The organism is Citrobacter sp. 172116965 (assembly GCF_013458095.1).
Lineage (GTDB): Bacteria > Pseudomonadota > Gammaproteobacteria > Enterobacterales > Enterobacteriaceae > Citrobacter > Citrobacter braakii.
Window position 1 is genome coordinate 1,688,776 of record NZ_CP046673.1, and the last position, 20,127, is coordinate 1,708,902.

16 protein-coding genes and 1 pseudogene are annotated in these 20,127 nt (G+C 53.9%); 9 read left to right on the top strand and 8 right to left on the bottom strand.

Translation table 11 applies throughout. From position 1 onward, the window contains the following. Window positions 1-158 precede the first annotated feature (158 nt). A complete protein-coding gene (mntS, locus tag GPJ68_RS07985; protein WP_016152374.1) occupies window positions 159-287 on the bottom strand; it encodes a manganase accumulation protein MntS in 129 nt (42 codons plus the stop codon). A gap of 186 nt (window positions 288-473) precedes the next feature. On the opposite strand from mntS, the gene mntR reads away from it, so the two are divergent. Together mntR and GPJ68_RS07995 are read left to right on the top strand one after the other, a co-directional pair. Continuing rightward, window positions 474-947 (top strand): manganese-binding transcriptional regulator MntR, encoded by a 474-nt coding sequence (mntR, locus tag GPJ68_RS07990; protein WP_016156071.1) that lies wholly within the window; start codon window positions 474-476, stop codon window positions 945-947. Further along, a complete protein-coding gene (locus GPJ68_RS07995; RefSeq protein WP_016156072.1) occupies window positions 944-2,053 on the top strand; it encodes an anion transporter in 1,110 nt (369 codons plus the stop codon). The genes mntR and GPJ68_RS07995 overlap by 4 nt, the downstream gene beginning before the upstream one ends. 80 nt (window positions 2,054-2,133) lie before the next feature. On the opposite strand, the gene ldtB is transcribed toward GPJ68_RS07995, so the two are convergent. Next, window positions 2,134-3,054, bottom strand: coding sequence for a L,D-transpeptidase (ldtB, locus tag GPJ68_RS08000; protein WP_003035268.1), 921 nt, complete (start codon window positions 3,052-3,054; stop codon window positions 2,134-2,136). A gap of 232 nt (window positions 3,055-3,286) precedes the next feature. Between ldtB and GPJ68_RS08005 the strand changes: the two genes are divergently transcribed. Next, window positions 3,287-4,879: an ABC-F family ATPase gene (locus GPJ68_RS08005; RefSeq protein ID WP_016156073.1), complete on the top strand. Its 1,593-nt coding sequence runs from the start codon at window positions 3,287-3,289 to the stop codon at window positions 4,877-4,879. 143 nt (window positions 4,880-5,022) lie between these two features. Here the strand turns inward: GPJ68_RS08005 and GPJ68_RS08010 are convergent, their stop codons facing one another. The 4 genes from GPJ68_RS08010 to GPJ68_RS08025 all read right to left on the bottom strand — a co-directional run bounded on the left by GPJ68_RS08010 (window position 5,023) and on the right by GPJ68_RS08025 (window position 10,713). After that, window positions 5,023-6,285, bottom strand: a complete 1,263-nt coding sequence (locus tag GPJ68_RS08010) for a DUF1479 domain-containing protein (protein WP_019076358.1) — start codon at window positions 6,283-6,285, stop codon at window positions 5,023-5,025. A gap of 153 nt (window positions 6,286-6,438) precedes the next feature. Then, window positions 6,439-7,254, bottom strand: a complete 816-nt coding sequence (locus GPJ68_RS08015; protein WP_180837225.1) for a Cof-type HAD-IIB family hydrolase — start codon at window positions 7,252-7,254, stop codon at window positions 6,439-6,441. A 121-nt stretch (window positions 7,255-7,375) separates the two neighbouring features. Beyond that, a complete protein-coding gene (locus tag GPJ68_RS08020) occupies window positions 7,376-9,808 on the bottom strand; it encodes a glycyl radical protein (RefSeq protein ID WP_019076359.1) in 2,433 nt (810 codons plus the stop codon). Window positions 9,809-9,813: 5 nt separating this feature from the next. Continuing rightward, window positions 9,814-10,713, bottom strand: a complete 900-nt coding sequence (locus GPJ68_RS08025) for a glycyl-radical enzyme activating protein (RefSeq protein WP_016152383.1) — start codon at window positions 10,711-10,713, stop codon at window positions 9,814-9,816. A gap of 132 nt (window positions 10,714-10,845) precedes the next feature. Between GPJ68_RS08025 and fsa the strand changes: the two genes are divergently transcribed. Then, the gene (gene fsa, locus GPJ68_RS08030; protein WP_019076360.1) at window positions 10,846-11,508 is read left to right on the top strand and encodes a fructose-6-phosphate aldolase; all 663 of its coding nucleotides are present in this window, start codon (window positions 10,846-10,848) and stop codon (window positions 11,506-11,508) included. Between the two features lie 119 nt (window positions 11,509-11,627). On the opposite strand, the gene moeB is transcribed toward fsa, so the two are convergent. Together moeB and moeA are read right to left on the bottom strand one after the other, a co-directional pair. Beyond that, window positions 11,628-12,377 (bottom strand): molybdopterin-synthase adenylyltransferase MoeB, encoded by a 750-nt coding sequence (gene moeB, locus GPJ68_RS08035; RefSeq protein WP_049282695.1) that lies wholly within the window; start codon window positions 12,375-12,377, stop codon window positions 11,628-11,630. After that, a pseudogene (gene moeA, locus GPJ68_RS08040) lies at window positions 12,377-13,612 on the bottom strand (molybdopterin molybdotransferase MoeA). The gene moeB and the pseudogene moeA overlap by 1 nt, the downstream one beginning before the upstream one ends. Before the next feature lie 176 nt (window positions 13,613-13,788). Between moeA and GPJ68_RS08045 the strand changes: the two are divergent. From GPJ68_RS08045 to gsiC, 5 genes are all read left to right on the top strand, one after another. Continuing rightward, window positions 13,789-14,577 (top strand): aminoglycoside adenylyltransferase family protein, encoded by a 789-nt coding sequence (locus GPJ68_RS08045; protein WP_094168569.1) that lies wholly within the window; start codon window positions 13,789-13,791, stop codon window positions 14,575-14,577. A 192-nt stretch (window positions 14,578-14,769) separates the two neighbouring features. After that, window positions 14,770-15,735 carry a beta-aspartyl-peptidase gene (iaaA, locus tag GPJ68_RS08050; protein ID WP_016156081.1) on the top strand — a complete coding sequence of 322 codons (966 nt, stop codon included), beginning with the start codon at window positions 14,770-14,772 and terminating at the stop codon, window positions 15,733-15,735. After that, window positions 15,722-17,593 (top strand): glutathione ABC transporter ATP-binding protein GsiA, encoded by a 1,872-nt coding sequence (gene gsiA / locus GPJ68_RS08055; protein ID WP_180837227.1) that lies wholly within the window; start codon window positions 15,722-15,724, stop codon window positions 17,591-17,593. Before iaaA ends, gsiA begins: the two co-directional genes overlap by 14 nt. Window positions 17,594-17,621: 28 nt before the next feature. Next, window positions 17,622-19,160 (top strand): glutathione ABC transporter substrate-binding protein GsiB, encoded by a 1,539-nt coding sequence (gene gsiB / locus GPJ68_RS08060; protein ID WP_046274653.1) that lies wholly within the window; start codon window positions 17,622-17,624, stop codon window positions 19,158-19,160. A 46-nt stretch (window positions 19,161-19,206) separates the two neighbouring features. Further along, window positions 19,207-20,127 carry a glutathione ABC transporter permease GsiC gene (gene gsiC / locus GPJ68_RS08065; protein WP_016152391.1) on the top strand — a complete coding sequence of 307 codons (921 nt, stop codon included), beginning with the start codon at window positions 19,207-19,209 and terminating at the stop codon, window positions 20,125-20,127.

A 20,127-nucleotide genomic window follows, 5' to 3' on the forward strand; every position in this document is an offset into this window, starting at 1 on the left:
GAAAAGATAGAGTGTGTGCAAGAGAAGGTCAACTACTACTAAGAAATTGTTTTGCGAGGGGCGTGGCAAAACTGACAAAAAGAAGGGTTATTGGCACGAAAACGATCACCGTATCCGAGTTACGGCAGGAAAATGAAGCGGCGTGCCGCGACGCCGCATTATTTATCTGCAGGTTTATCCTGCTCTGGTTTGCTGTTAATCATGTCGCACAGCATAGAGATCAGCATTAACCGTACTTTAAAGGGAGAGTGGCTAAACACGCGTATACACCTCTTAAATTCATTCATATAAACCTCCTGACTTCACGATCCCATCAGTCCTTGAGGGATGTCTTTATTATATACAGATATAGCACAGGCTATATTATATAGCTATTGCTAAAACGTTAATTTTTTGTGCCCACGCAACTCTGGTTTACAATGAGCGTTCTCTAATCAGATGCCGTTAACGCGTCACAGTAACGAGGAAGCAGAATGAGTCGTCGCGCAGGTATGCCAACAACAAAAAAAGTGACGCAATTGGTGAATGTCGAAGAACACGTTGAAGGATTTCGTCAGGTCCGGGAGGCACATCGCCGTGAGCTGATTGATGACTACGTAGAGCTGATTTCCGATCTCATTATTGAGGTGGGTGAAGCGCGCCAGGTAGATATGGCAGCACGGCTTGGGGTTTCCCAGCCGACGGTTGCTAAAATGCTTAAGCGTCTTGCTTCAGTTGGGTTGATTGAAATGATCCCCTGGCGGGGCGTGTTTTTAACCGCAGAGGGTGAGCGACTGGCTCAGGAGAGTCGGGAGCGTCACCAGATTGTGGAGAATTTCCTGCTGATGTTAGGTATCAGCCCGGAAATTGCCCGTCGCGACGCGGAGGGAATGGAGCATCACGTCAGTAAGGAAACGCTGGAGGCTTTTAGCCGGTTTACGCAACAGCAAGGTGCTGGCTCTGAATGAGTTTTCCTTTACTACGCGCCTTACAGCGCGATCGCTTTTTTCAGCTGTTAATCATTGTCGGGGTTGTACTGAGCCTGTTCGTGCCATTTACGCCACGGTCGTGGCCGGGGGCGATAGACTGGCACACGATTATTACACTTAGCGGCCTGATGTTACTGACCAAAGGCGTGGAGCTAAGCGGTTACTTCGATGTGTTAGGGCGCAAGATGACCCGGCGCTTTAACACCGAACGTCAATTGGCGATATTTATGGTGCTGGCGGCGGCGCTGCTGTCGACGTTTCTGACCAACGATGTTGCGCTGTTTATTGTTGTTCCGCTGACGATCACCCTGAAAAAATTGTGTGCCATTCCTGTAAATCGCCTGATTATCTTTGAGGCGCTGGCGGTAAACGCCGGATCGTTGCTCACGCCAATTGGTAATCCGCAAAACATTCTGATGTGGGGACGCTCCGGCTTATCGTTTACCGCGTTTACCTGGCAGATGGCGCCGCTTGCGGGGACCATGATGCTGACGCTGGTGGTGCTGTGCTGGTTGAGTTTCCCGCATAAAGCATTGCATTATCATACCGGTACGCGCGCGCCTGACTGGCAACCGCGCCTGGTGTGGAGCTGTCTGGGGCTGTATATCATTTTCCTGGCGGCACTGGAGTTAAAACAAGAGCTGTGGGGCCTGGCGATCGTTGCGGCAGGATTCATGGTGCTGGCTCGCCGCGTGATCCTCAGCGTGGATTGGACACTGCTGTTGGTGTTTATGGCGATGTTCATTGATGTGCACTTGCTGACGCAACTCCCGGCCTTGCAGGAGATTACCCACCAGATTGGCACGCTGTCAGCACCGGGGCTTTGGTTGACGGCCATTGGCCTGTCGCAGTTTATCAGTAATGTTCCCAGCACGATTTTGCTGCTGAACTACGTCCCGCCAACGCTGCTGCTGGCCTGGGCGGTCAATGTGGGCGGTTTTGGGTTGTTGCCGGGATCGCTGGCGAATCTTATTGCTTTACGGATGGCAAACGATCGACGGATCTGGTGGCGTTTTCATTGGTATTCGGTGCCGATGCTGATATGGGCGGCGCTGGTAGGGTATGGTTTATTGCAGGTGATGTGAGGATTGTGCCCGATGGGGCTGGCGCTTATCGGGCCTACAGGTTAAGTAGGCCCGATAAGGCGAAGGGACAGTTTTGATGCTTAGTTCAGACGAACCGGCATACCTGAACGGTTCTGTACCGCCTGCTCAACGACGGCCTGATCGACGTCAGACTGACCGGTGATGCTGGTAATGCTCTTGTTCAGCGTAATCGGTACGATTTCCCCGCCTTCGAACTGTGCTTCAGTGGTGGACAGTGGGTTGTGTACCTCGATGTAACGGCTGCCGTCTGGTTCAGTCGTGGCTTTTACCGGCTCATCGATAAACTGTACGCGGGTGCCGACCGGCACATTTTCAAACAGGAATTTGATGTCGTCGTTACGCAGACGCACGCAACCGTGGCTGACGCGTAAGCCGACGCCGAAGTTAGCATTGGTGCCGTGGATGGCGTACAGGCGACCGATATACAGCGCGTACAGGCCCATCGGGTTATCCGGACCTGCCGGAACAACAGCTGGCAGCGGTTCGCCCGCAGCGCGGTATTCCGCATGCATTTTTGCCGTTGGCGTCCAGGTTGGGCCCGCTTTTTTACGTTCTACTTTGGTGGTCCAGTTGATTGGCGTGTCTTTGCCCAACTGGCCAATACCGATCGGCAGAACAATAACGGTGTTGGTGCCTTTCGGGTAGTAGTACAGACGCATTTCAGCGCTGTTAATAACAATACCTTCATGCACGGTATCCGGCAGGATCAATTGCTGAGGTATGTTCAGGACGGTGCCGCCCTTCGGCAGGAAGGTATCCACGCCCGGGTTGGCTTCCAGCATATTAGACAGACCCATCTGATACTCCGCCGCAAAATACTCCAGCGGTTGGGTGTTGCCTTCAGGAATAGTGATGACCTGGTTTTGGCCGATCAAACGGCTGCCATCGGTAGGCAGCGGGTACGTGACGGCAGAAGCGGTGTTACAAAAACCAACTATTGCGAGTGCCGCCGCGAAAAGCGTTGTTAATTTCATATTCATGTTCATGTATGCGAGATTCAGTGCCAGGCAGGCTAGTGGGTTGAGATTTATGTAGTGTTGGGCACGCATTATATGTGCAATCTGAGCAACAAGGAATTCGGATGTGTACTAAATCACATTTTTTTCCTTTTGCTTTCACTTTATCCCTTCAGCATCAAGGCGCGATCTTATTGCAGACTTATGGCATAATAAGCGGTTCGTCACATATTTCTTTCTCTTTCAGGATACGCCAGTGTTAGTTTCCAGCAACGTCACCATGCAGTTCGGCAGTAAGCCGCTGTTTGAAAATATTTCCGTCAAATTTGGCGGCGGCAACCGTTACGGCCTGATTGGCGCGAACGGTAGCGGTAAATCCACTTTTATGAAAATTCTCGGCGGCGACCTCGAACCGACGCTGGGCAACGTTTCCCTCGATCCGAACGAGCGCATTGGTAAGCTGCGTCAGGATCAGTTCGCCTTTGAAGAGTTCACCGTGCTTGACACCGTGATCATGGGTCACGGTGAACTGTGGGAAGTAAAGCAGGAGCGCGATCGCATTTACGCCCTGGCCGAAATGAGCGAAGAAGACGGCTATAAAGTTGCTGACCTTGAAGTTCAGTATGGCGAAATGGACGGCTACTCTGCGGAAGCGCGTGCGGGTGAACTGCTGCTGGGCGTAGGTATTCCGGTAGAACAGCATTATGGCCCGATGAGCGAAGTCGCCCCCGGCTGGAAGCTGCGTGTGCTTCTGGCACAGGCGCTGTTCTCTAACCCGGACATTCTGCTGCTCGACGAACCAACGAACAACCTGGATATCGACACCATCCGCTGGCTGGAGCAGACGCTGAACGAGCGTGACAGCACCATGATCATCATTTCGCACGACCGTCACTTCCTGAACATGGTCTGTACGCACATGGCGGATCTGGACTACGGCGAACTGCGTGTTTATCCGGGTAACTACGACGAATATATGACGGCGGCAACCCAGGCGCGTGAACGTCTGCTGGCCGATAACGCCAAGAAGAAAGCGCAGATTGCCGATCTGCAATCCTTCGTCAGCCGCTTTAGCGCCAACGCATCTAAATCTCGTCAGGCGACTTCTCGTGCGCGTCAGATTGATAAGATCAAGCTTGACGAAGTGAAGGCGTCCAGCCGTCAGAACCCGTTCATCCGCTTCGAACAGGATAAGAAACTGTTCCGAAACGCGCTGGAAGTGGAAGCGCTGACGAAAGGTTTTGATGAAGGTCCGTTGTTTAAAAACTTTAACCTGCTGCTGGAAGTCGGTGAGAAAATTGCCATTCTGGGTGCCAACGGCGTGGGTAAATCAACCATGCTGAAAACGCTGGTCGGCGAATTACAGCCGGATAACGGTACCGTGAAATGGTCTGAAAACGCCCAGGTTGGTTACTACGCGCAGGATCACGAGTACGAATTCGAAAACGATCTGACGGTCTTCGAGTGGATGAGTCAGTGGAAACAGGAAGGCGATGATGAGCAGGTAGTACGTAGCTTCCTTGGTCGCTTGCTGTTCAGCCAGGACGATATCAAGAAACCTGCTAAAGTGCTGTCCGGTGGTGAAAAAGGACGCATGCTGTTCGGTAAGCTGATGATGCAGAAGCCGAATATCCTGGTAATGGATGAACCGACCAACCACCTGGATATGGAATCTATCGAGTCGCTGAATATGGCGCTGGAAATGTACCAGGGCACGCTGATCTTCGTTTCTCACGACCGTGAGTTCGTCAGTTCATTGGCAACCCGCGTGATTGAAATTACGCCGGAACGCGTAATCGACTTCACCGGTAACTACGAAGATTACCTGCGTAGCAAGGGCGTCGAATAATTTTCCCGTCGTCTTTCGTGTTACAGGTGTGTTGGCTGCACCTGTACACCCCGGTCACTTACTTGTGTAAGCTTGCGGGGATTTACAGGCTGGCCGCCTTCCTGTAACGCGAAATACTTAGGGAAACTTGTGTAAGTTACAGATTAAATAATCCCCAGCGCACGCTTGCCATGGATATTCAAATCATCCAGCGTGAAGCGTCCTTCCCAGTGAGTTTCATAATCCTCGCGTGGGAAATCACCCGGCGATACGCCTTTTTCCAGCGCGGCCTTCACTTTATGGGCGTAGGCCAGATTCTTTTCGCACATCGGTGCGGCAGGGATGTACATCACGTTGCCCCAACCCTGCTGATTTTCTACCGGTGCGACGGAGTGGATCACATCACAATGCCACCATACGGAGTCTCCGGCGTCCAGTTGCGGAATGCTGGTTAACGCTTCAATCAGCAGCGGATGCCATTGCGCAGAAATCGGCAGAACTCTGCCGGGTGCTACGCCGCAAAGTTCATCTTCCGGCACATCGTCAAGCAATGGACGTAACAGTACCCAGGCCATCGCTTCAGGGATAGGGACCACGTGCAACAACCCCTGACCTGGCAGCATATCGGAGAGAGCAGTCCAGCCCTGGAAGGTACGGAATACTGAACATTTGGTGGTGTTATCCACCGTGTACTCTTCTACTTCAGTGCGATGCGCGGCCTGCCACGGGTCGTAATCTTCCAGCTTACCATTGAAAACATTAGCAAAGACCTGCTGATATGCCGGCAGAAGCCAGCGTTCCAGCGCGCCGGAATCCGTATGCGCGCCCAGCCCTTTGGACGTCGTTCCCGGTGGACGACGGCGTATGCGGTCGGGGTAGATAACGCTGACATCCGGGTTAAACCATTGCTTACCTTCGCCTGCAAATGTCCAAAGACGGTTGAGAAATGACTGCGCATTTGCCATTTCTTCACTCTGACGGGCCTGCATCTGCGCCTGGGACCAGTAGATGGGGTAGATTTCAGGTCGCGACGCGCTCAGGGTACCAAAGAAATTATCGCCCGGTCCTTGGTAAACGTCGTCAAAATGGTTGCGGTCCAGATAGTCCAGCATTGACCTATCCCAATCGAGGGCTTGTTCGCGAGAGAAATGGCCTTTAATGACCGCGCATCCGCGACGCTTAATTTCTTCACGCTGCTCAGCGCTCACGCGACCCGCCTTGATATCCGCATAGGACAACACAGGCCATACCGGAGAGCCTTGCGCTTTGAGGGCGTTGATTTCCGCCACGCGATTAGCAATGGCCTCGCTCAACTGATTGAAAATCGACTGAACATCTCCAAGCTGTTCACGCAATTGCTTTTTCATCTGCCGGATTGCCGCTTTGTGATCGGTGGGCAACGTGTCGCTGGTAAAAGTAAAAGCCATATCCACCTCGCATTAACTTTCATTCGAAACTTGTTTAACTTACAGGTGATAATATAAGTTAAAATTTAGTTAACGCAAGTTTAAAATTTGATGGTGTGAGAAACATGTTAAAGCGTGGAAACCGGGGCAAGGGGATACCCCGGTTGGGCAGGATTAGCAATTAAAAGGGGAAGTGTTATCCAGCACCGCCTGAATCACGTTCAGCGCGCCCTGATGGTTATTGTCGTCGGTCTGATAGCGGGCAATCGATTTGATACTCTCTGCCGCGTTGGCCATGGCGAAAGAGTAGCGCGCCATTTTCAGCATTTCTGCGTCATTGCCGCTATCGCCAATGGCGACCACGTTTTGCGGGGACAGGTTCCAGCGCTTTAGCAGACGGCTGATTCCGTTGGCTTTATGCAAACCAGGAATGATCAGGTCGATAAACCCAAAGCCGCTGGTGACGGGCTTCATTATACCGTCAAGGGCAGAATGAAGGTGATCGATCACTAATGGGATTTGTTGATCCTGTAAATTCAGCGAGAACTTGAACAGCACATCATCAATGTCCTGATAATCCTTCACGGGTTTCAGGCGATGGTAGTGTTTTGACATCAATGCGACAAAGGACTCGGGGGCATTTTCGCTAACGTAGGCGCTTTGCAGGCCGCAAGCTACAAAGTTGAGATGCGTATCTTTGAGCAGTTCGCCAATGACAATGCGGGATTCGTGGCGGGTCAGCTCACCGTGAAACTGCTGTTTGCCATGTTCAAAGACTAACGCCCCGTTCTCGGCAACAAAAGAGATCTCATTTTTGAGTTCCGGGAAAAAGGAGATCAGTTGATAATACTGATTGCCGCTGGCCACGACAAATTCAATATCTCGTTTTTTCAGTTCCTGATACTGCGCCATAAAATGTGCATGATCGTATTTTTTGGCGTCGTCGAGAAAAGTTCCGTCCATATCAGTGACGATAACTTTGATGGTCATACTTGCTCCTGGCTCATAACTGCGACCAGAAACATTTTAATAACAATGTGAGCTAAAGCACAAATTTATTTCATTCGAAAGAAGAATACCCGGCAAGCGAAATGCCGCCGGGTAAGGGGGATTACAGCATATGTTCAGTACGTGCGATGATATCGTCCTGCGCATCTGGAGACAGCGCGGTGAAGAAGGCCGAATAACCTGCTACACGGACCACCAGGTCACGATACTGATCCGGGTGCTTTTTGGCTTCCAGCAGCGTTTCACGGGAGACAATGTTGTACTGAATATGCCAGCCTTTGTGCTCTTCAAAGAAGGTACGCAGCAGGATCATCAGCTTCTGCTTATCGGATTCATTCTCCAGCGTGGCCGGGTTCAGCTTCTGGTTTAACAACACGCCGCCGAGGATTGAACCGGTCGGCAGTTTACCCACCGAGCCAATTACCGCTGTTGGGCCGAGATGGTCCGTTCCGGAAGCCGGGCTTGCGCCTTCTGCCAGCGGAGTGTGCGCCTTACGACCATCCGGTGTGGCCATCGTTGCCGCGCCAAACGGTACGTTTGCGGAGATCGATGAGGTACCCGCGTAGTAATTGCCGCCAACCGGGCCACGTCCGTAACGCGGATTATGATACTGTTTCAACTCATTGATATAGGTCTGATAAGCGCGGGCCAGCAGCGTATCAACGCTATCGTCATCGTTGCCGTATTTCGGTGCGCCGTTGATCAGCCGCTGGCGTAATTGTTCGTGGGTCAGACCGTCAAAATCGTCGGCCAGCGCGGCGGCCAGCTGTTGCTGACCGATAGCGCCTTGTTCAAAGACCAGTTTCTTCACCGCAGCCAGGCTGTTGCCGAGGTTGGCAATACCCACCTGCAAACCCGATACCCAGTCGTATTTCGCACCGCCTTGCTTAATGCTTTTCGCGCGTTCAATACAGTCATCTACCAGCGCAGAGCACAGAATATCGTGTACGTTCTCTTCCAGCATGGTGTCGACAACATACTCAATTTCGATAGATTTACGCGTGTAGTAGCGAATCTGCGCATCCCAGGCGTCCATCACTTCGTCGAAATTGTTGAAGTTACCAGCCGAGAGTGCTTTTTCCTGTGGCAGAAATACTTTACCGCTGGTGGCATCGCGACCACCTTCCAGCGCTGCCAGCATCACGCGGGCAAAGTTAATAAAGCTCATACCGGTACAGCGGTAGCCCCATTTGCCGCCAACGGCGGTTTCGATGCAACCAATGGCCGCATAGTCATAGGCGTCCTGCGGTTCAATGCCAAGCTTAATGAATTCAGGTATGACGATTTCGTCGTTATTAAAGGCAGGCATCCCGAAGCCGCAGCGGATCACCTGTACACAGGCATCCAGGAAATCATTACTCATCCCTGCATGATAACGCACGCTCAGGTTTGGCTGAGTAGAACGCAGGCGACCGCAGGATTCCAGAATGGCGTAGGAGAGCGGATTGACGGCATCCATTGCCTGACCGTTGACCAGGTTTTGGCCACCAATGGTCACGTTCTGATACAGCGGGCTACCCGCCGAGGCTTTCGAATGGGAGCCGGAGCGGATTTTGTTCACTTCCAACAGTTTCAGCCAGCAGCTGTGCAGCAGCTCAATGGCGTGCTCACGATCGAGGCTCTGGTTCAGTTCTACGTCAAGACGGTAGAACGGATAGAGGTACTGATCCATGCGACCAAACGACACCGAGTGACCATTTGATTCAATTTGCAGGATCAACTGGATGAAATAGCACAACTGTAGCGCCTGCCAGAACGTTTTTGGCGGCTCATGGGCGATAACATCGCAGTTGTCCGCCATGGTCAGCAGTTCATCACGACGACTGGCGCGAGTTTCCGTGGCCGCCATTTTACGTGCCAGCGTGGCAAAGCGCTCAATGTGCAGACTGACGGCCTCCAGCACGATATCAATCGCTTTCAGAAACTGATCGCCATGGAGGTCTTCCAGACATGTCAGATTGATGCGGGAACGACGTTCATCAACTTTGTGGCGCAGGCCGTCGAGACCTTTTTCCAGCAGCAGCGGGAAGTTTACCGCCAGGTGTGCGTCACCGGAGGTCATGTTACCTTCGGCTTTGATAATGCCGGTTTCCAGCAGCCCTTTCTGCTCGTCAGTAAACATCCCGTAGCAGCGATCCTGCACGGTCTGACCACGCCACCATGGACACACCTCGTGCAATACGCGTTTGTTCTCTTCGCTTACCGCAAAGCCCGCGCCCGGCCTGTCGGCGAGGTCATCGATCTCTTTTTCAATCCACGACACGGTGTATTCCGGGAAGATTGGCGCGGCACGCACTTCGCTTGCCTGGTTACCAATGATCAGTTCGTCATGCTTGATCCAGATGGTGCGTTCCGCCAGATGATGGGCCAGCGCCAGCGCGCGGCGAACCGGGATAGGTTTATCCAGATGCTGTTGATACATCTCGGTATAGTGCTGGGCGCGCTCGGTACAAACCGGCGGCTTCACGATGTGGATCAGGGCCGTTTTATGCGCTTTGATACGGTCGCTGAGTGTGTCCAGTTTCAGAGTGGTCATGGCGATTATCCTCGTAGGGTCGCGGTTAAACCTTTCAGGCTGGCGTACTGCTGGGCAAATTCGAGCAGCGCAGGCGCATCAAGCGGTTTATCCGGTGCGTTGTAGGGTTGACTGAGTAAGTGGTATTTGTTGATGCCCAGCGTGTGGTAGGGCAAAAAATGGATCTCATCGACGTGAAGCTCGTCGGCAGCAAAATCGGTAATGGCCTGAATAGCGGCTTCGTCAGCGTTGAACCCCTGAATCAGGGGGACGCGGATAACCATTTTTTTACCGGCGGCGGCCAGTTTTTTCAGATTTTCCAGTACGCGAGAGGCGCTGCCATCGGTCCACTGTTTAAACGGCGCGTCGGCGACATGTTTTAAATCGGCCAGGAACAGGTCGACGTCAGGTAATGACGGTTCAATATACTTCCACGGGACATGCAGACAGGTTTCAACCGCTGTATGAATACCTGCATCGTGGCTGGCTTTGAGTAGTGCTGCCGCCAGTTCTGGCTGCATAAAGGGTTCACCGCCAGACAGGGTGAGGCCCCCGCCGCTGCGATCGTAAAACGGTTTATCACGCACTACGGTCGCCATGATGTCGTCCACGCTTTTTTCCTCTCCGCAGACGGTCAGCGCCTGGGTTGGACAGCAGTGGGTCAGCGCCGTGAGCGCATCATCGGTCAGTTTTTCGCGATGAATCAGCAATCCACTCAGCGCGCGTTCAATCACCTTCGGTGCGGCCTGAGCACAGAGATCGCAACCGTCGAGGCACAAACGCGCGTCATAGAGCAGATCCTGCGTGCGGGCGCGGCTTTCCGGATTCTGGCACCACCGACAGCCCAGGGAGCATCCCTTAAGGAACACCACGGTACGGATACCGGGACCATCATGTGTGGAATAGCGCTGGATATTGAAAATCATAAGCGGCCTCTCATCTTTCGTATAAAGATTAAATTACTTTCGAATGAAAGTTATATTGACGTACGTCAACTAACCGTGAGGTTTCGCCGTGTTACCTTTTATTCATGCTAATTATTCGTTTGAGGAAAGGTTATGGAACTCTATTTAGATACGTCTGACGTTGACGCGGTAAAAGCTCTGGCGCGGGTTTTTCCGCTAGCAGGGGTGACCACTAACCCAAGCATTGTGGCGGCAGGTAAGCAGACGCTGGACGTGTTACTGCCGCAACTGCAGGAAGCGATGGGAGGGCAAGGACGCCTGTTTGCTCAGGTAATGGCAACCACCGCCGAAGGCATGGTCAGCGATGCGCGTAAGCTGCGGGCAATCATTGCGGATATCGTGGTCAAAGTGCCGGTCACGGCAGAAGGTCTGACGGCCATTAAATTGCTGAAAGAAGAAGGGATCCCGACGTTGGGTACCGCGGTATACGGCGCTGCTCAAGGGCTATTAGCTGCGCTTGCGGGGGCCGAATACGTTGCGCCATATGTTAACCGTGTGGATGCGCAGGGGGGGGACGGCATTCAGACGGTGACCGATCTGCAGACCTTACTGAAAATGCATGCCCCGCACGCCAAAGTACTGGCCGCCAGTTTTAAAACGCCGCGTCAGGCGCTGGATTGCCTGCTGGCAGGCTGCGAGTCCATCACGCTGCCGCTGGATGTCGCTCAGCAGATGATTAGCTCTCCGGCCGTTGATGCTGCCGTAGCGAAGTTCGAGCACGACTGGCAGAGCGCATTTGGACGCACTTCTCTGTAAGTCTGTTTTGCCGGATGGCGGCTGACACCTTATCCGGCCTACACAATGCGCTGTTGTAGGCCTGACAGGAGGCGTTAGCATCGCCCTCTGGCAATAGTGTGGTGCCGACGATTTCTCTGCTAACTCCCGCAGACCTCACAGGTGGGATTGCGCATCAGCTTCATTTCGCGAAACTGGCAGGTCATGGCGTCGTACATGACGATTTTTCCTGACGCCGGTTTACCGTAGTTAGCCAGCAGCTTAATGGCTTCCATCGCCTGTAACGAGCCGATCACGCCGATCAGCGGGGCCATCACTCCGGCCTCTACGCAGGTCAGGGCGTTTTCACCGAACAGACGGCTCAGGCAACGGTAGCAGGGCTCTCCTTCCTGGTAGGTAAATACGGTAATTTGTCCTTCCATGCGAATTGCCGCACCGGAAACCAGCGGAACCCTGGCGGCGAAGCATCCGGCATTCAACTGATTGCGGATGCTGACATTATCCGTACAGTCCAGCACCAAATCGTGTTCGGTAATAAGCGTGTGAATCTCGCTCTCGTCCAGCAGCGCATTCACCGGCGTAATGGCGATATAAGGGTTAATCCGCGCCAGTGCGTCGCGGGCGGATAGCACTTTTGGCTGTCCAACGGTCGCATCGCTGTGCAGCGTCTGGCGCTGGAGGTTCGACACGGAGACTGTGTCAAAGTCGAGCAAGGTTAAATGCCCGACGCCAGCGCCTGCAAGGTACTGAGTTGCTGCGCATCCCAGTCCCCCCACACCAACGACCAGTACCCGCGCCTCCTTGAGCGCTTCCTGACCTTCGAAATCGAAGCCGCGCAGAATGATTTGCCGGTTATAGCGCATCATCTCCTGGTCGCTGAGTTCTGCCATTACAGGCCTCCAAACAGTGCGTTAAACGGCTCGACCTCAACCCATTCGCCGGCTTCGACGTTACCACGATCGCGCTCCAGCACGATAAAACAGTTACCCTGGCTAAAAGAGCTAAAAATATGCGAGCCCTGGTGCCCGGTAGTGGTGACTTCCAGTTCGCCTTCAGCGGTACGCTGCAATACACCGCGCTGAAAATCCAGACGGCCAGGTGTTTTCTTCAGGCGTGAAGCGGTGCGCACGCGCTGGCGAGGCGGTAGTCCACAGGCGGTGTTGCCGCTGAGTTTCGCCAGGAGCGGTTGTACCAGTTGATAGAAGGTGAGGGCCGCAGACACTGGATTACCCGGCAGACCGCAAAACCAGCTGTTGCTCAGTTTGCCAAACGCGAACGGTTTGCCCGGTTTGATGGCCAGCTTCCAGAAGGCAATTTCTCCCAGCTCTTCCAGAATAGTTTTAGTGTAATCCGCTTCGCCTACTGAAACGCCGCCGGAGCTGATGACGACATCGGCCTGGCTGTCGGCTTCGATAAACGCGGCACGCAGCGCGTTGGGATCGTCGCGAATAATCCCCAGGTTGATCACTTCGCAGCCTAACTGTTGCAGCATCAGGTGAACGGTCAGACGGTTAGTGTCATAAATCTGCCCGTCTCCCAGCGGCTGACCTGGCAACTGCAGTTCATCACCGGTGGAGAACAGCGCCACGCGGACTTTGCGCACAACGGGAGCATCGGCAACACCGAGCGAAGCCAGAACGGGAAGCTCGCCGGTTGTCAGGCGAGTCCCGGCGGGAAACACCACCGCGCCGTTTGCAATATCTTCACCGCGCAGACGAATATTTTGCCCGCGGCGGACTTCGGCGGTAAAACGCACCCCGTCGTCAGTTTGTTCGGTTTGCTCCTGCATCACCACCGCTTCACAACCAGCAGGCACCGGGGCGCCGGTCATAATACGGATGCAGGTTCCCGCAGGTCACTCGCCATGGAAAGGCTGACCGGCAAAGGCTTTACCCGCCACAGCAAGCGGCTGATCAGATTGTAAATCGGCTAATCGTACCGCATAGCCATCCATTGCCGAGTTATCGAATCCCGGTACATCAATGGGGGAGACAACGTCGGTGGCCAGAATGCGGCCAAAGCATTGAACCAGCGGCAGCGTTTCGACGGCGGTGAGCGGGGTAATACGCGAAAGCATCTGAGAGAAAGCCGTTTCAAGCGGCATCAGTCCGGCGGTAAATTCCATGAGAAGACTCCTGCGGGGCAAAATCGAATCTGCTCATTATGTCAGAAAATGGACGCGGGCAGTATGCTACCTCAGGCTTAGAATCAGATCTGGTAAAGGTTTTGTGCCAGGGATAGCGCTGCAGGAAGAATGCAGTATAGACTCAATATTTCCGCTCATTTTTCCCTGGGGGCTAAATGGCTAATATTATTCCAGACGCAATTCGACGACAGGTGGAGGCCGCCAGTGCGTGCATCCGTCAGATTTTCGAGGGGAATCTCATTGCCCTTCATTTGTATGGCTCTGCGGTTGAAGGCGGCTTAAAACCCCAAAGCGACATTGATTTATTGGTCACCCTGCGTGAACCAATAAATGCCCGACAAAGAAAAAAACTGATGCAGGATTTGCTGACCATTTCAGCGCCTCCCGGCACCTCCGGGCCATATCGTGCGCTGGAAGTGACCGTGGTTCTGCACTCGCAGATCGTGCCGTGGCGATTCCCACCGGCGAGAGAAATGCAGTTTGGCGAATGGCTGCGTGATGATATTCGCGCTGGCGTGTTTGAACCGGCAATGGTGGATCCTGATCTTTCTATTCTGCTGACCCAGGCCCGGCGCGCCAGCGTACCGCTGTTCGGTGAACCGGCTGAGACGTTATTTAACGTCATTCCGTTTAGCGATGTATTGCAAACATTTCGGCATATCCTTGAGATGTGGCAGAAACCGGCTGATTTAGAGGGGGACGAGCGTAATATCATCCTTGCTCTGGCACGTATCTGGTATAGCGTGGTTACGGGTAATATTGTCGCTAAAGATGAGGCCGCATCCTGGCTTCTGCCGCAATTACCCGCTGAGCATGCTGATTTGCTGCAAGCGGCGCGTGCGGAATATCTGGGGTTAACCAAACATAACTGGGCAGCGTGTATGCCGTCTGTAGAACGCTTTGTGTTTTATGCAAAAAAACAGATTACCGATCGGCTTGAATAATTTAGCACCAACGTCGAGAGATCTCCTTTCCGTTAAACACATCTGAATGACCTGATGAGACGGGGTGTGAGGTGCGGGCCTTTACCTTTACATGACGTCTGCATCTTTCTATATTCAAAAATCGAATCAATAAGTCACCGAAATTCTGATATTTATAACCCCCCGGTACCCGCCACCTAATGGACGAATAAAATGGGTAAAGCAGTCATTGCAATTCACGGCGGCGCAGGGGCTATCACCCGCGCGTTACTGAGCCAGGAGCAAGAATTGCGTTATATACAAGCGCTGTCGGATATCGTTGAAACCGGCCAACGGATGCTTGAAGACGGTCGTAGCGCACTGGATGTGGTCACCGAAGCCGTGCGTTTGTTGGAAGAGTGTCCGTTGTTTAATGCCGGAATTGGCGCGGTGTATACCCGTGATGAAACCCATGAACTGGACGCCTGTGTGATGGACGGTAATACGCTAAACGCGGGAGCCGTCGCCGGGGTTAGCCATCTGCGCAATCCAATTCTCGCGGCTCGCCTGGTGATGGAGCACAGCCCCCACGTCATGATGATAGGTGAAGGGGCTGAAAACTTTGCCATTGCGCAGGGTATGGAGCGCGTTTCGGCGGATATTTTCTCGACGCCAGAACGCTACGCTCAACTGCTGGCAGCGCAATCGGCGGGTGAAACGGTGCTGGATCATAGCGCGACCCCGCTGGATGAAAACAACAAAATGGGTACTGTGGGTGCGGTCGCGCTGGATATGTTTGGCAATCTGGCGGCGGCAACATCGACCGGCGGGATGACCAACAAATTACCGGGGCGGGTAGGTGACAGTCCGCTGGTCGGCGCTGGCTGCTATGCCAATAACGCAAGTGTGGCCGTTTCCTGCACCGGAACCGGTGAAGTCTTTATTCGTGCGCTGGCGGCCTATGACATTGCGGCGTTGATGGACTATGGCGGCCTGAGTTTATCGGAGGCGTGCGAACGCGTAGTAATGGAAAAATTACCGGCGCTCGGCGGTAGCGGCGGTTTAATTGCCGTCGATCACGAGGGCAACGTCGCCTTGCCCTTTAACAGCGAAGGCATGTACCGTGCCTGGGGATATGCAGGCGATACGCCAACCACCGGTATTTATCGGGAAAAAGGAGATACCGTTGCCACACAGTGATGAGCTTGACGCCAGCGACGTGCTGGCAGTCAGCAACCTGAACATTGCCTTTGAGCAGGAGCAGCAGCGCATCAGTGCGGTGCGTAATCTGTCATTTCGCCTGAAGCGTGGTGAAACGCTGGCGATAGTGGGCGAATCCGGTTCAGGAAAGTCGGTAACAGCCTTGTCGCTGATGCGTTTGATTGAACAGTCAGGCGGCGAGGTGAGCTGCGATGAAATGCTCCTTCGACGCCGTAACCGACAGGTTATTGAGCTGGGTGAACAGAGCGCGTCGCGGATGCGTCACGTGCGTGGCGCGGATATCGCCATGATCTTCCAGGAGCCCATGACATCGCTTAATCCGGTATTTACCGTGGGTGAGCAGATTGCTGAGTCAATCCGTTTGCATCAGGGGGCCAGCCACGAAGAGGCGATGGTGGAAGCGAAACGGATGCTCGACCAGGTGCGTATTCCTGAGGCGAAGGCTATTTTATCGCGCTATCCGCACCAGCTTTCTGGCGGCATGCGCCAGCGGGTAATGATCGCCATGGCGCTATCGTGTCGCCCTGCGGTTTTAATTGCCGATGAACCGACCACCGCGCTGGATGTCACTATTCAGGCACAGATCCTGCAACTGATAAAAGTGCTGCAGCAGGATATGTCGATGGGAGTGATCTTTATTACCCACGATATGGGCGTCGTGGCGGATATTGCCGATCGCGTGCTGGTGATGTATCAGGGCGAGGCGGTAGAAACCGGCAGCGTTGAGCAGATTTTTCACGCTCCCCAGCATCCTTACACCAAAGCGCTGCTGGCAGCCGTGCCGCAGCTTGGGGCGATGACCGGACAAGCGTACCCGCTCCGGTTTCCACTCATTTCATTACACGATCCCAGCCATGTAGAACCACAGACTGAACAGGATACCGTGGTTGAAGGCGAGCCTATTTTGCAGGTACGTAATCTGGTGACGCGTTTTCCGCTGCGCAGCGGCATTCTTAATCGGGTGACCCGCGAGGTGCATGCGGTGGAAAACGTCAGCTTTGACCTGTGGCCCGGAGAGACGCTCTCGCTGGTGGGGGAGTCAGGCTGCGGGAAATCCACCACCGGTCGGGCGCTGCTACGTCTGGTCGAGTCTCAACGCGGGGAGATTGTTTTCAACGGACAGCGTATCGATACCCTGGCCGCCAGTAAGCTACAGCCGCTGCGTCGGGATATTCAATTTATCTTCCAGGACCCCTATGCTTCGCTCGATCCGCGTCAGACCGTGGGATATTCCATTTTAGAACCGCTGCGGGTGCATGGGCTACTGCAAGGCGATGCGGCGGCAAAACGGGTTGCATGGCTGCTGGAACGCGTAGGATTGCTCCCTGAGCATGCCTGGCGCTATCCGCATGAGTTTTCCGGTGGGCAGCGTCAGCGGATCTGTATTGCCCGGGCGCTGGCGCTCAATCCCAAGGTGATTATTGCCGATGAGTCAGTCTCGGCGCTGGATGTCTCAATTCGCGGGCAAATTATCAACCTGTTGCTCGACCTCCAACGAGAAATGGGGATTGCGTACCTGTTTATTTCCCACGATATGGCGGTGGTGGAGCGGATCAGTCATCGGGTGGCGGTGATGTACCTTGGGCAAATCGTCGAGATCGGCACCCGACGCGCGGTGTTTGAAAATCCGCAGCATCCGTACACCCGCAAACTGATGGCGGCAGTCCCGGTCGCCGATCCCTCACATCACCGGCCCCAGCGCGTGCTGTTGTCGGATGATATCCCCAGTAATATCCGCAAACGCGGTGAAGAGATTTCCCCCGTTTCACTCCAGCAAGTTGGCCCGGGGCATTATGTTGCGCGTCCGCAACCAGAAAATGCGCTTTCGCGTTTATAACAGGCAGGCAGGGTTTAAGGAGAATAACATGACAAAAATTGTTGCTCGAAAATGGCTGGTTGCTGTGGGAGTGGCCTCTGCGCTGGCCGCCACACCTGGCTGGGCTGCCAAAGATGTAGTAGTGGCGGTAGGATCCAATTTCACCACCCTCGATCCCTACGACGCAAACGACACGTTGTCGCAGGCGGTAGCGAAGTCGTTTTACCAGGGGCTGTTTGGCCTTGATAAAGAGATGAAGCTGAAAAATGTACTGGCGGAGAGTTATACGGTTTCTGATGATGGCCTGACTTATACCCTTAAGCTGCGACAGGGCGTGAAGTTTCAGGACGGCACCGACTTCAACGCCGATGCGGTTAAAGCTAACCTCGACCGGGCCAGCAATCCGGAAAACCATCTGAAACGCTACAACCTGTATAAGAATATCGATAAAACCGAGGTCGTCGATCCGTCGACGGTGAAGATAACGCTGAAGCAGCCGTTCTCTGCATTTATCAATATTCTGGCGCACCCGGCTACGGCGATGATCTCTCCCGCCGCGCTGGAGAAATACGGCAAGGAGATCGGTTTCCATCCCGTGGGGACCGGGCCGTATCAGCTTGAGACCTGGAATCAGACGGATTTTGTAAAGGTTAAGAAGTTCGCGGGTTACTGGCAGCAAGGGCTGCCAAAGCTGGATACGATTACCTGGCGTCCGGTGACCGACAACAACACGCGTGCGGCAATGCTGCAGACCGGGGAAGCGCAGTTTGCCTTCCCGATCCCTTACGAGCAGGCGGCGCTACTGGCGAAGAATAAAAACCTGGAACTGGTGGCCAGTCCGTCTATTATGCAGCGTTACATCAGCATGAACGTCACGCAAAAACCGTTCGATAACCCGAAGGTGCGTGAAGCGCTGAATTATGCCATCAACCGTCAGGCGCTGGTGAAAGTGGCGTTTGCCGGTTACGCGACGCCAGCAACCGGCGTTCTCCCACCGTCGATCGCCTATGCGCAAAGCTATACGCCATGGCCATACGACCCGGCAAAAGCGCGCGAACTGCTGAAAGAAGCGGGTTATCCGAACGGTTTTACCACCACGCTATGGTCTTCTCATAACCATAGTACCGCGCAGAAAGTGCTGCAATTTACCCAGCAGCAACTGGCGCAGGTGGGCGTTAAGGCTCAGGTGACGGCGATGGATGCCGGTCAGCGCGCGGCGCAAGTCGAAGGTAAAGCGCAGAAAGAGAGCGGGGTACGCATGTTCTACACCGGCTGGTCTGCCTCTACGGGTGAAGCAGACTGGGCGCTGTCACCGCTGTTTGCATCTCAAAACTGGCCGCCAACGCTGTTTAATACGGCGTTCTACAGCAATAAGCAGGTGGACAGTGATTTAGCAGCAGCGTTGCAAACCAACGATCCGGCCCAGAAAGCGAAGCTGTACAAGGATGCGCAGGATATTATCTGGAAAGAGTCGCCGTGGATCCCACTGGTAGTGGAACAACTGATTTCGGCGCACAACACCAGATTGACCGGGTTCTGGATCATGCCGGATACCGGATTTAGCTTTGATGATGCGGATTTAAAATAAGCTATTCATCCGGCCCCGCCACGCAGGGGCCGGCGAAGGGAGTGTGATGCTTAACTATGTTTTCAAGCGCCTGCTGGGGTTGATTCCAACTCTGTTGATTGTAGCGGTGCTGGTATTTTTATTTGTTCACCTGCTACCCGGCGATCCGGCCCGGCTGATTGCCGGACCGGAGGCTGACGCTGAGGTTATCGAACTGGTGCGTCAGCAGTTGGGTCTGGACCAGCCGCTGCATATTCAGTTCTGGCATTACATTACTAACGTGTTGCAAGGCGATTTTGGAACCTCAATGGTTTCTCGTCGTCCGGTCTCCGAAGAGATAGCCAGTCGTTTTATGCCATCGCTATGGCTGACCATTGCCAGCATGGCGTGGGCGGTGTTATTCGGCATGACGGCAGGGATTATTGCTGCTGTATGGCGCAATCGTTGGCCGGACAGATTGAGTATGACGCTCGCCGTCACCGGGATCTCTTTCCCGGCGTTTGCGCTCGGCATGCTGCTCATGCAGATATTCTCCGTTGAGCTTGGCTGGTTGCCCACCGTTGGCGCTGATACCTGGCGGCACTATATCCTCCCGTCTATTACCCTGGGTGCGGCGGTGGCTGCGGTGTTAGCCCGGTTTACCCGCGCTTCGTTTGTCGATGTGCTCAGTGAAGACTATATGCGTACCGCGCGGGCCAAAGGGGTGAGTGAAACCTGGGTGGTGTTAAAACATGGTTTGCGCAATGCGATGATCCCGGTGGTCACCATGATGGGGCTACAGTTTGGCTTTTTGCTCGGCGGCTCAATTGTGGTTGAGAAGGTGTTTAACTGGCCAGGGCTTGGGCGGCTGTTGGTGGACTCAGTCGAAATGCGCGACTATCCGGTGATTCAGGCCGAGGTGCTGTTGTTTTCTCTGGAGTTTATTCTTATTAACTTAGTGGTGGATGTGCTCTATGCCGCCATTAATCCGGCTATCAGGTACAAGTAA

What these genes read in the sequence shown, in the direction of transcription:
- mntS (WP_016152374.1), bottom strand. Translation starts at nt 287, where the DNA reads ATGAATGAATTTAAGAGGTGTATACGCGTGTTTAGCCACTCTCCCTTT.
- mntR (WP_016156071.1), top strand. Translation starts at nt 474, where the DNA reads ATGAGTCGTCGCGCAGGTATGCCAACAACAAAAAAAGTGACGCAATTG.
- GPJ68_RS07995 (WP_016156072.1), top strand. Translation starts at nt 944, where the DNA reads ATGAGTTTTCCTTTACTACGCGCCTTACAGCGCGATCGCTTTTTTCAG.
- ldtB (WP_003035268.1), bottom strand. Translation starts at nt 3,054, where the DNA reads ATGAATATGAAATTAACAACGCTTTTCGCGGCGGCACTCGCAATAGTT.
- GPJ68_RS08010 (WP_019076358.1), bottom strand. Translation starts at nt 6,285, where the DNA reads ATGGCTTTTACTTTTACCAGCGACACGTTGCCCACCGATCACAAAGCG.
- GPJ68_RS08015 (WP_180837225.1), bottom strand. Translation starts at nt 7,254, where the DNA reads ATGACCATCAAAGTTATCGTCACTGATATGGACGGAACTTTTCTCGAC.
- GPJ68_RS08020 (WP_019076359.1), bottom strand. Translation starts at nt 9,808, where the DNA reads ATGACCACTCTGAAACTGGACACACTCAGCGACCGTATCAAAGCGCAT.
- GPJ68_RS08025 (WP_016152383.1), bottom strand. Translation starts at nt 10,713, where the DNA reads ATGATTTTCAATATCCAGCGCTATTCCACACATGATGGTCCCGGTATC.
- fsa (WP_019076360.1), top strand. Translation starts at nt 10,846, where the DNA reads ATGGAACTCTATTTAGATACGTCTGACGTTGACGCGGTAAAAGCTCTG.
- moeB (WP_049282695.1), bottom strand. Translation starts at nt 12,377, where the DNA reads ATGGCAGAACTCAGCGACCAGGAGATGATGCGCTATAACCGGCAAATC.
- GPJ68_RS08045 (WP_094168569.1), top strand. Translation starts at nt 13,789, where the DNA reads ATGGCTAATATTATTCCAGACGCAATTCGACGACAGGTGGAGGCCGCC.
- iaaA (WP_016156081.1), top strand. Translation starts at nt 14,770, where the DNA reads ATGGGTAAAGCAGTCATTGCAATTCACGGCGGCGCAGGGGCTATCACC.
- gsiB (WP_046274653.1), top strand. Translation starts at nt 17,622, where the DNA reads ATGACAAAAATTGTTGCTCGAAAATGGCTGGTTGCTGTGGGAGTGGCC.
- gsiC (WP_016152391.1), top strand. Translation starts at nt 19,207, where the DNA reads ATGCTTAACTATGTTTTCAAGCGCCTGCTGGGGTTGATTCCAACTCTG.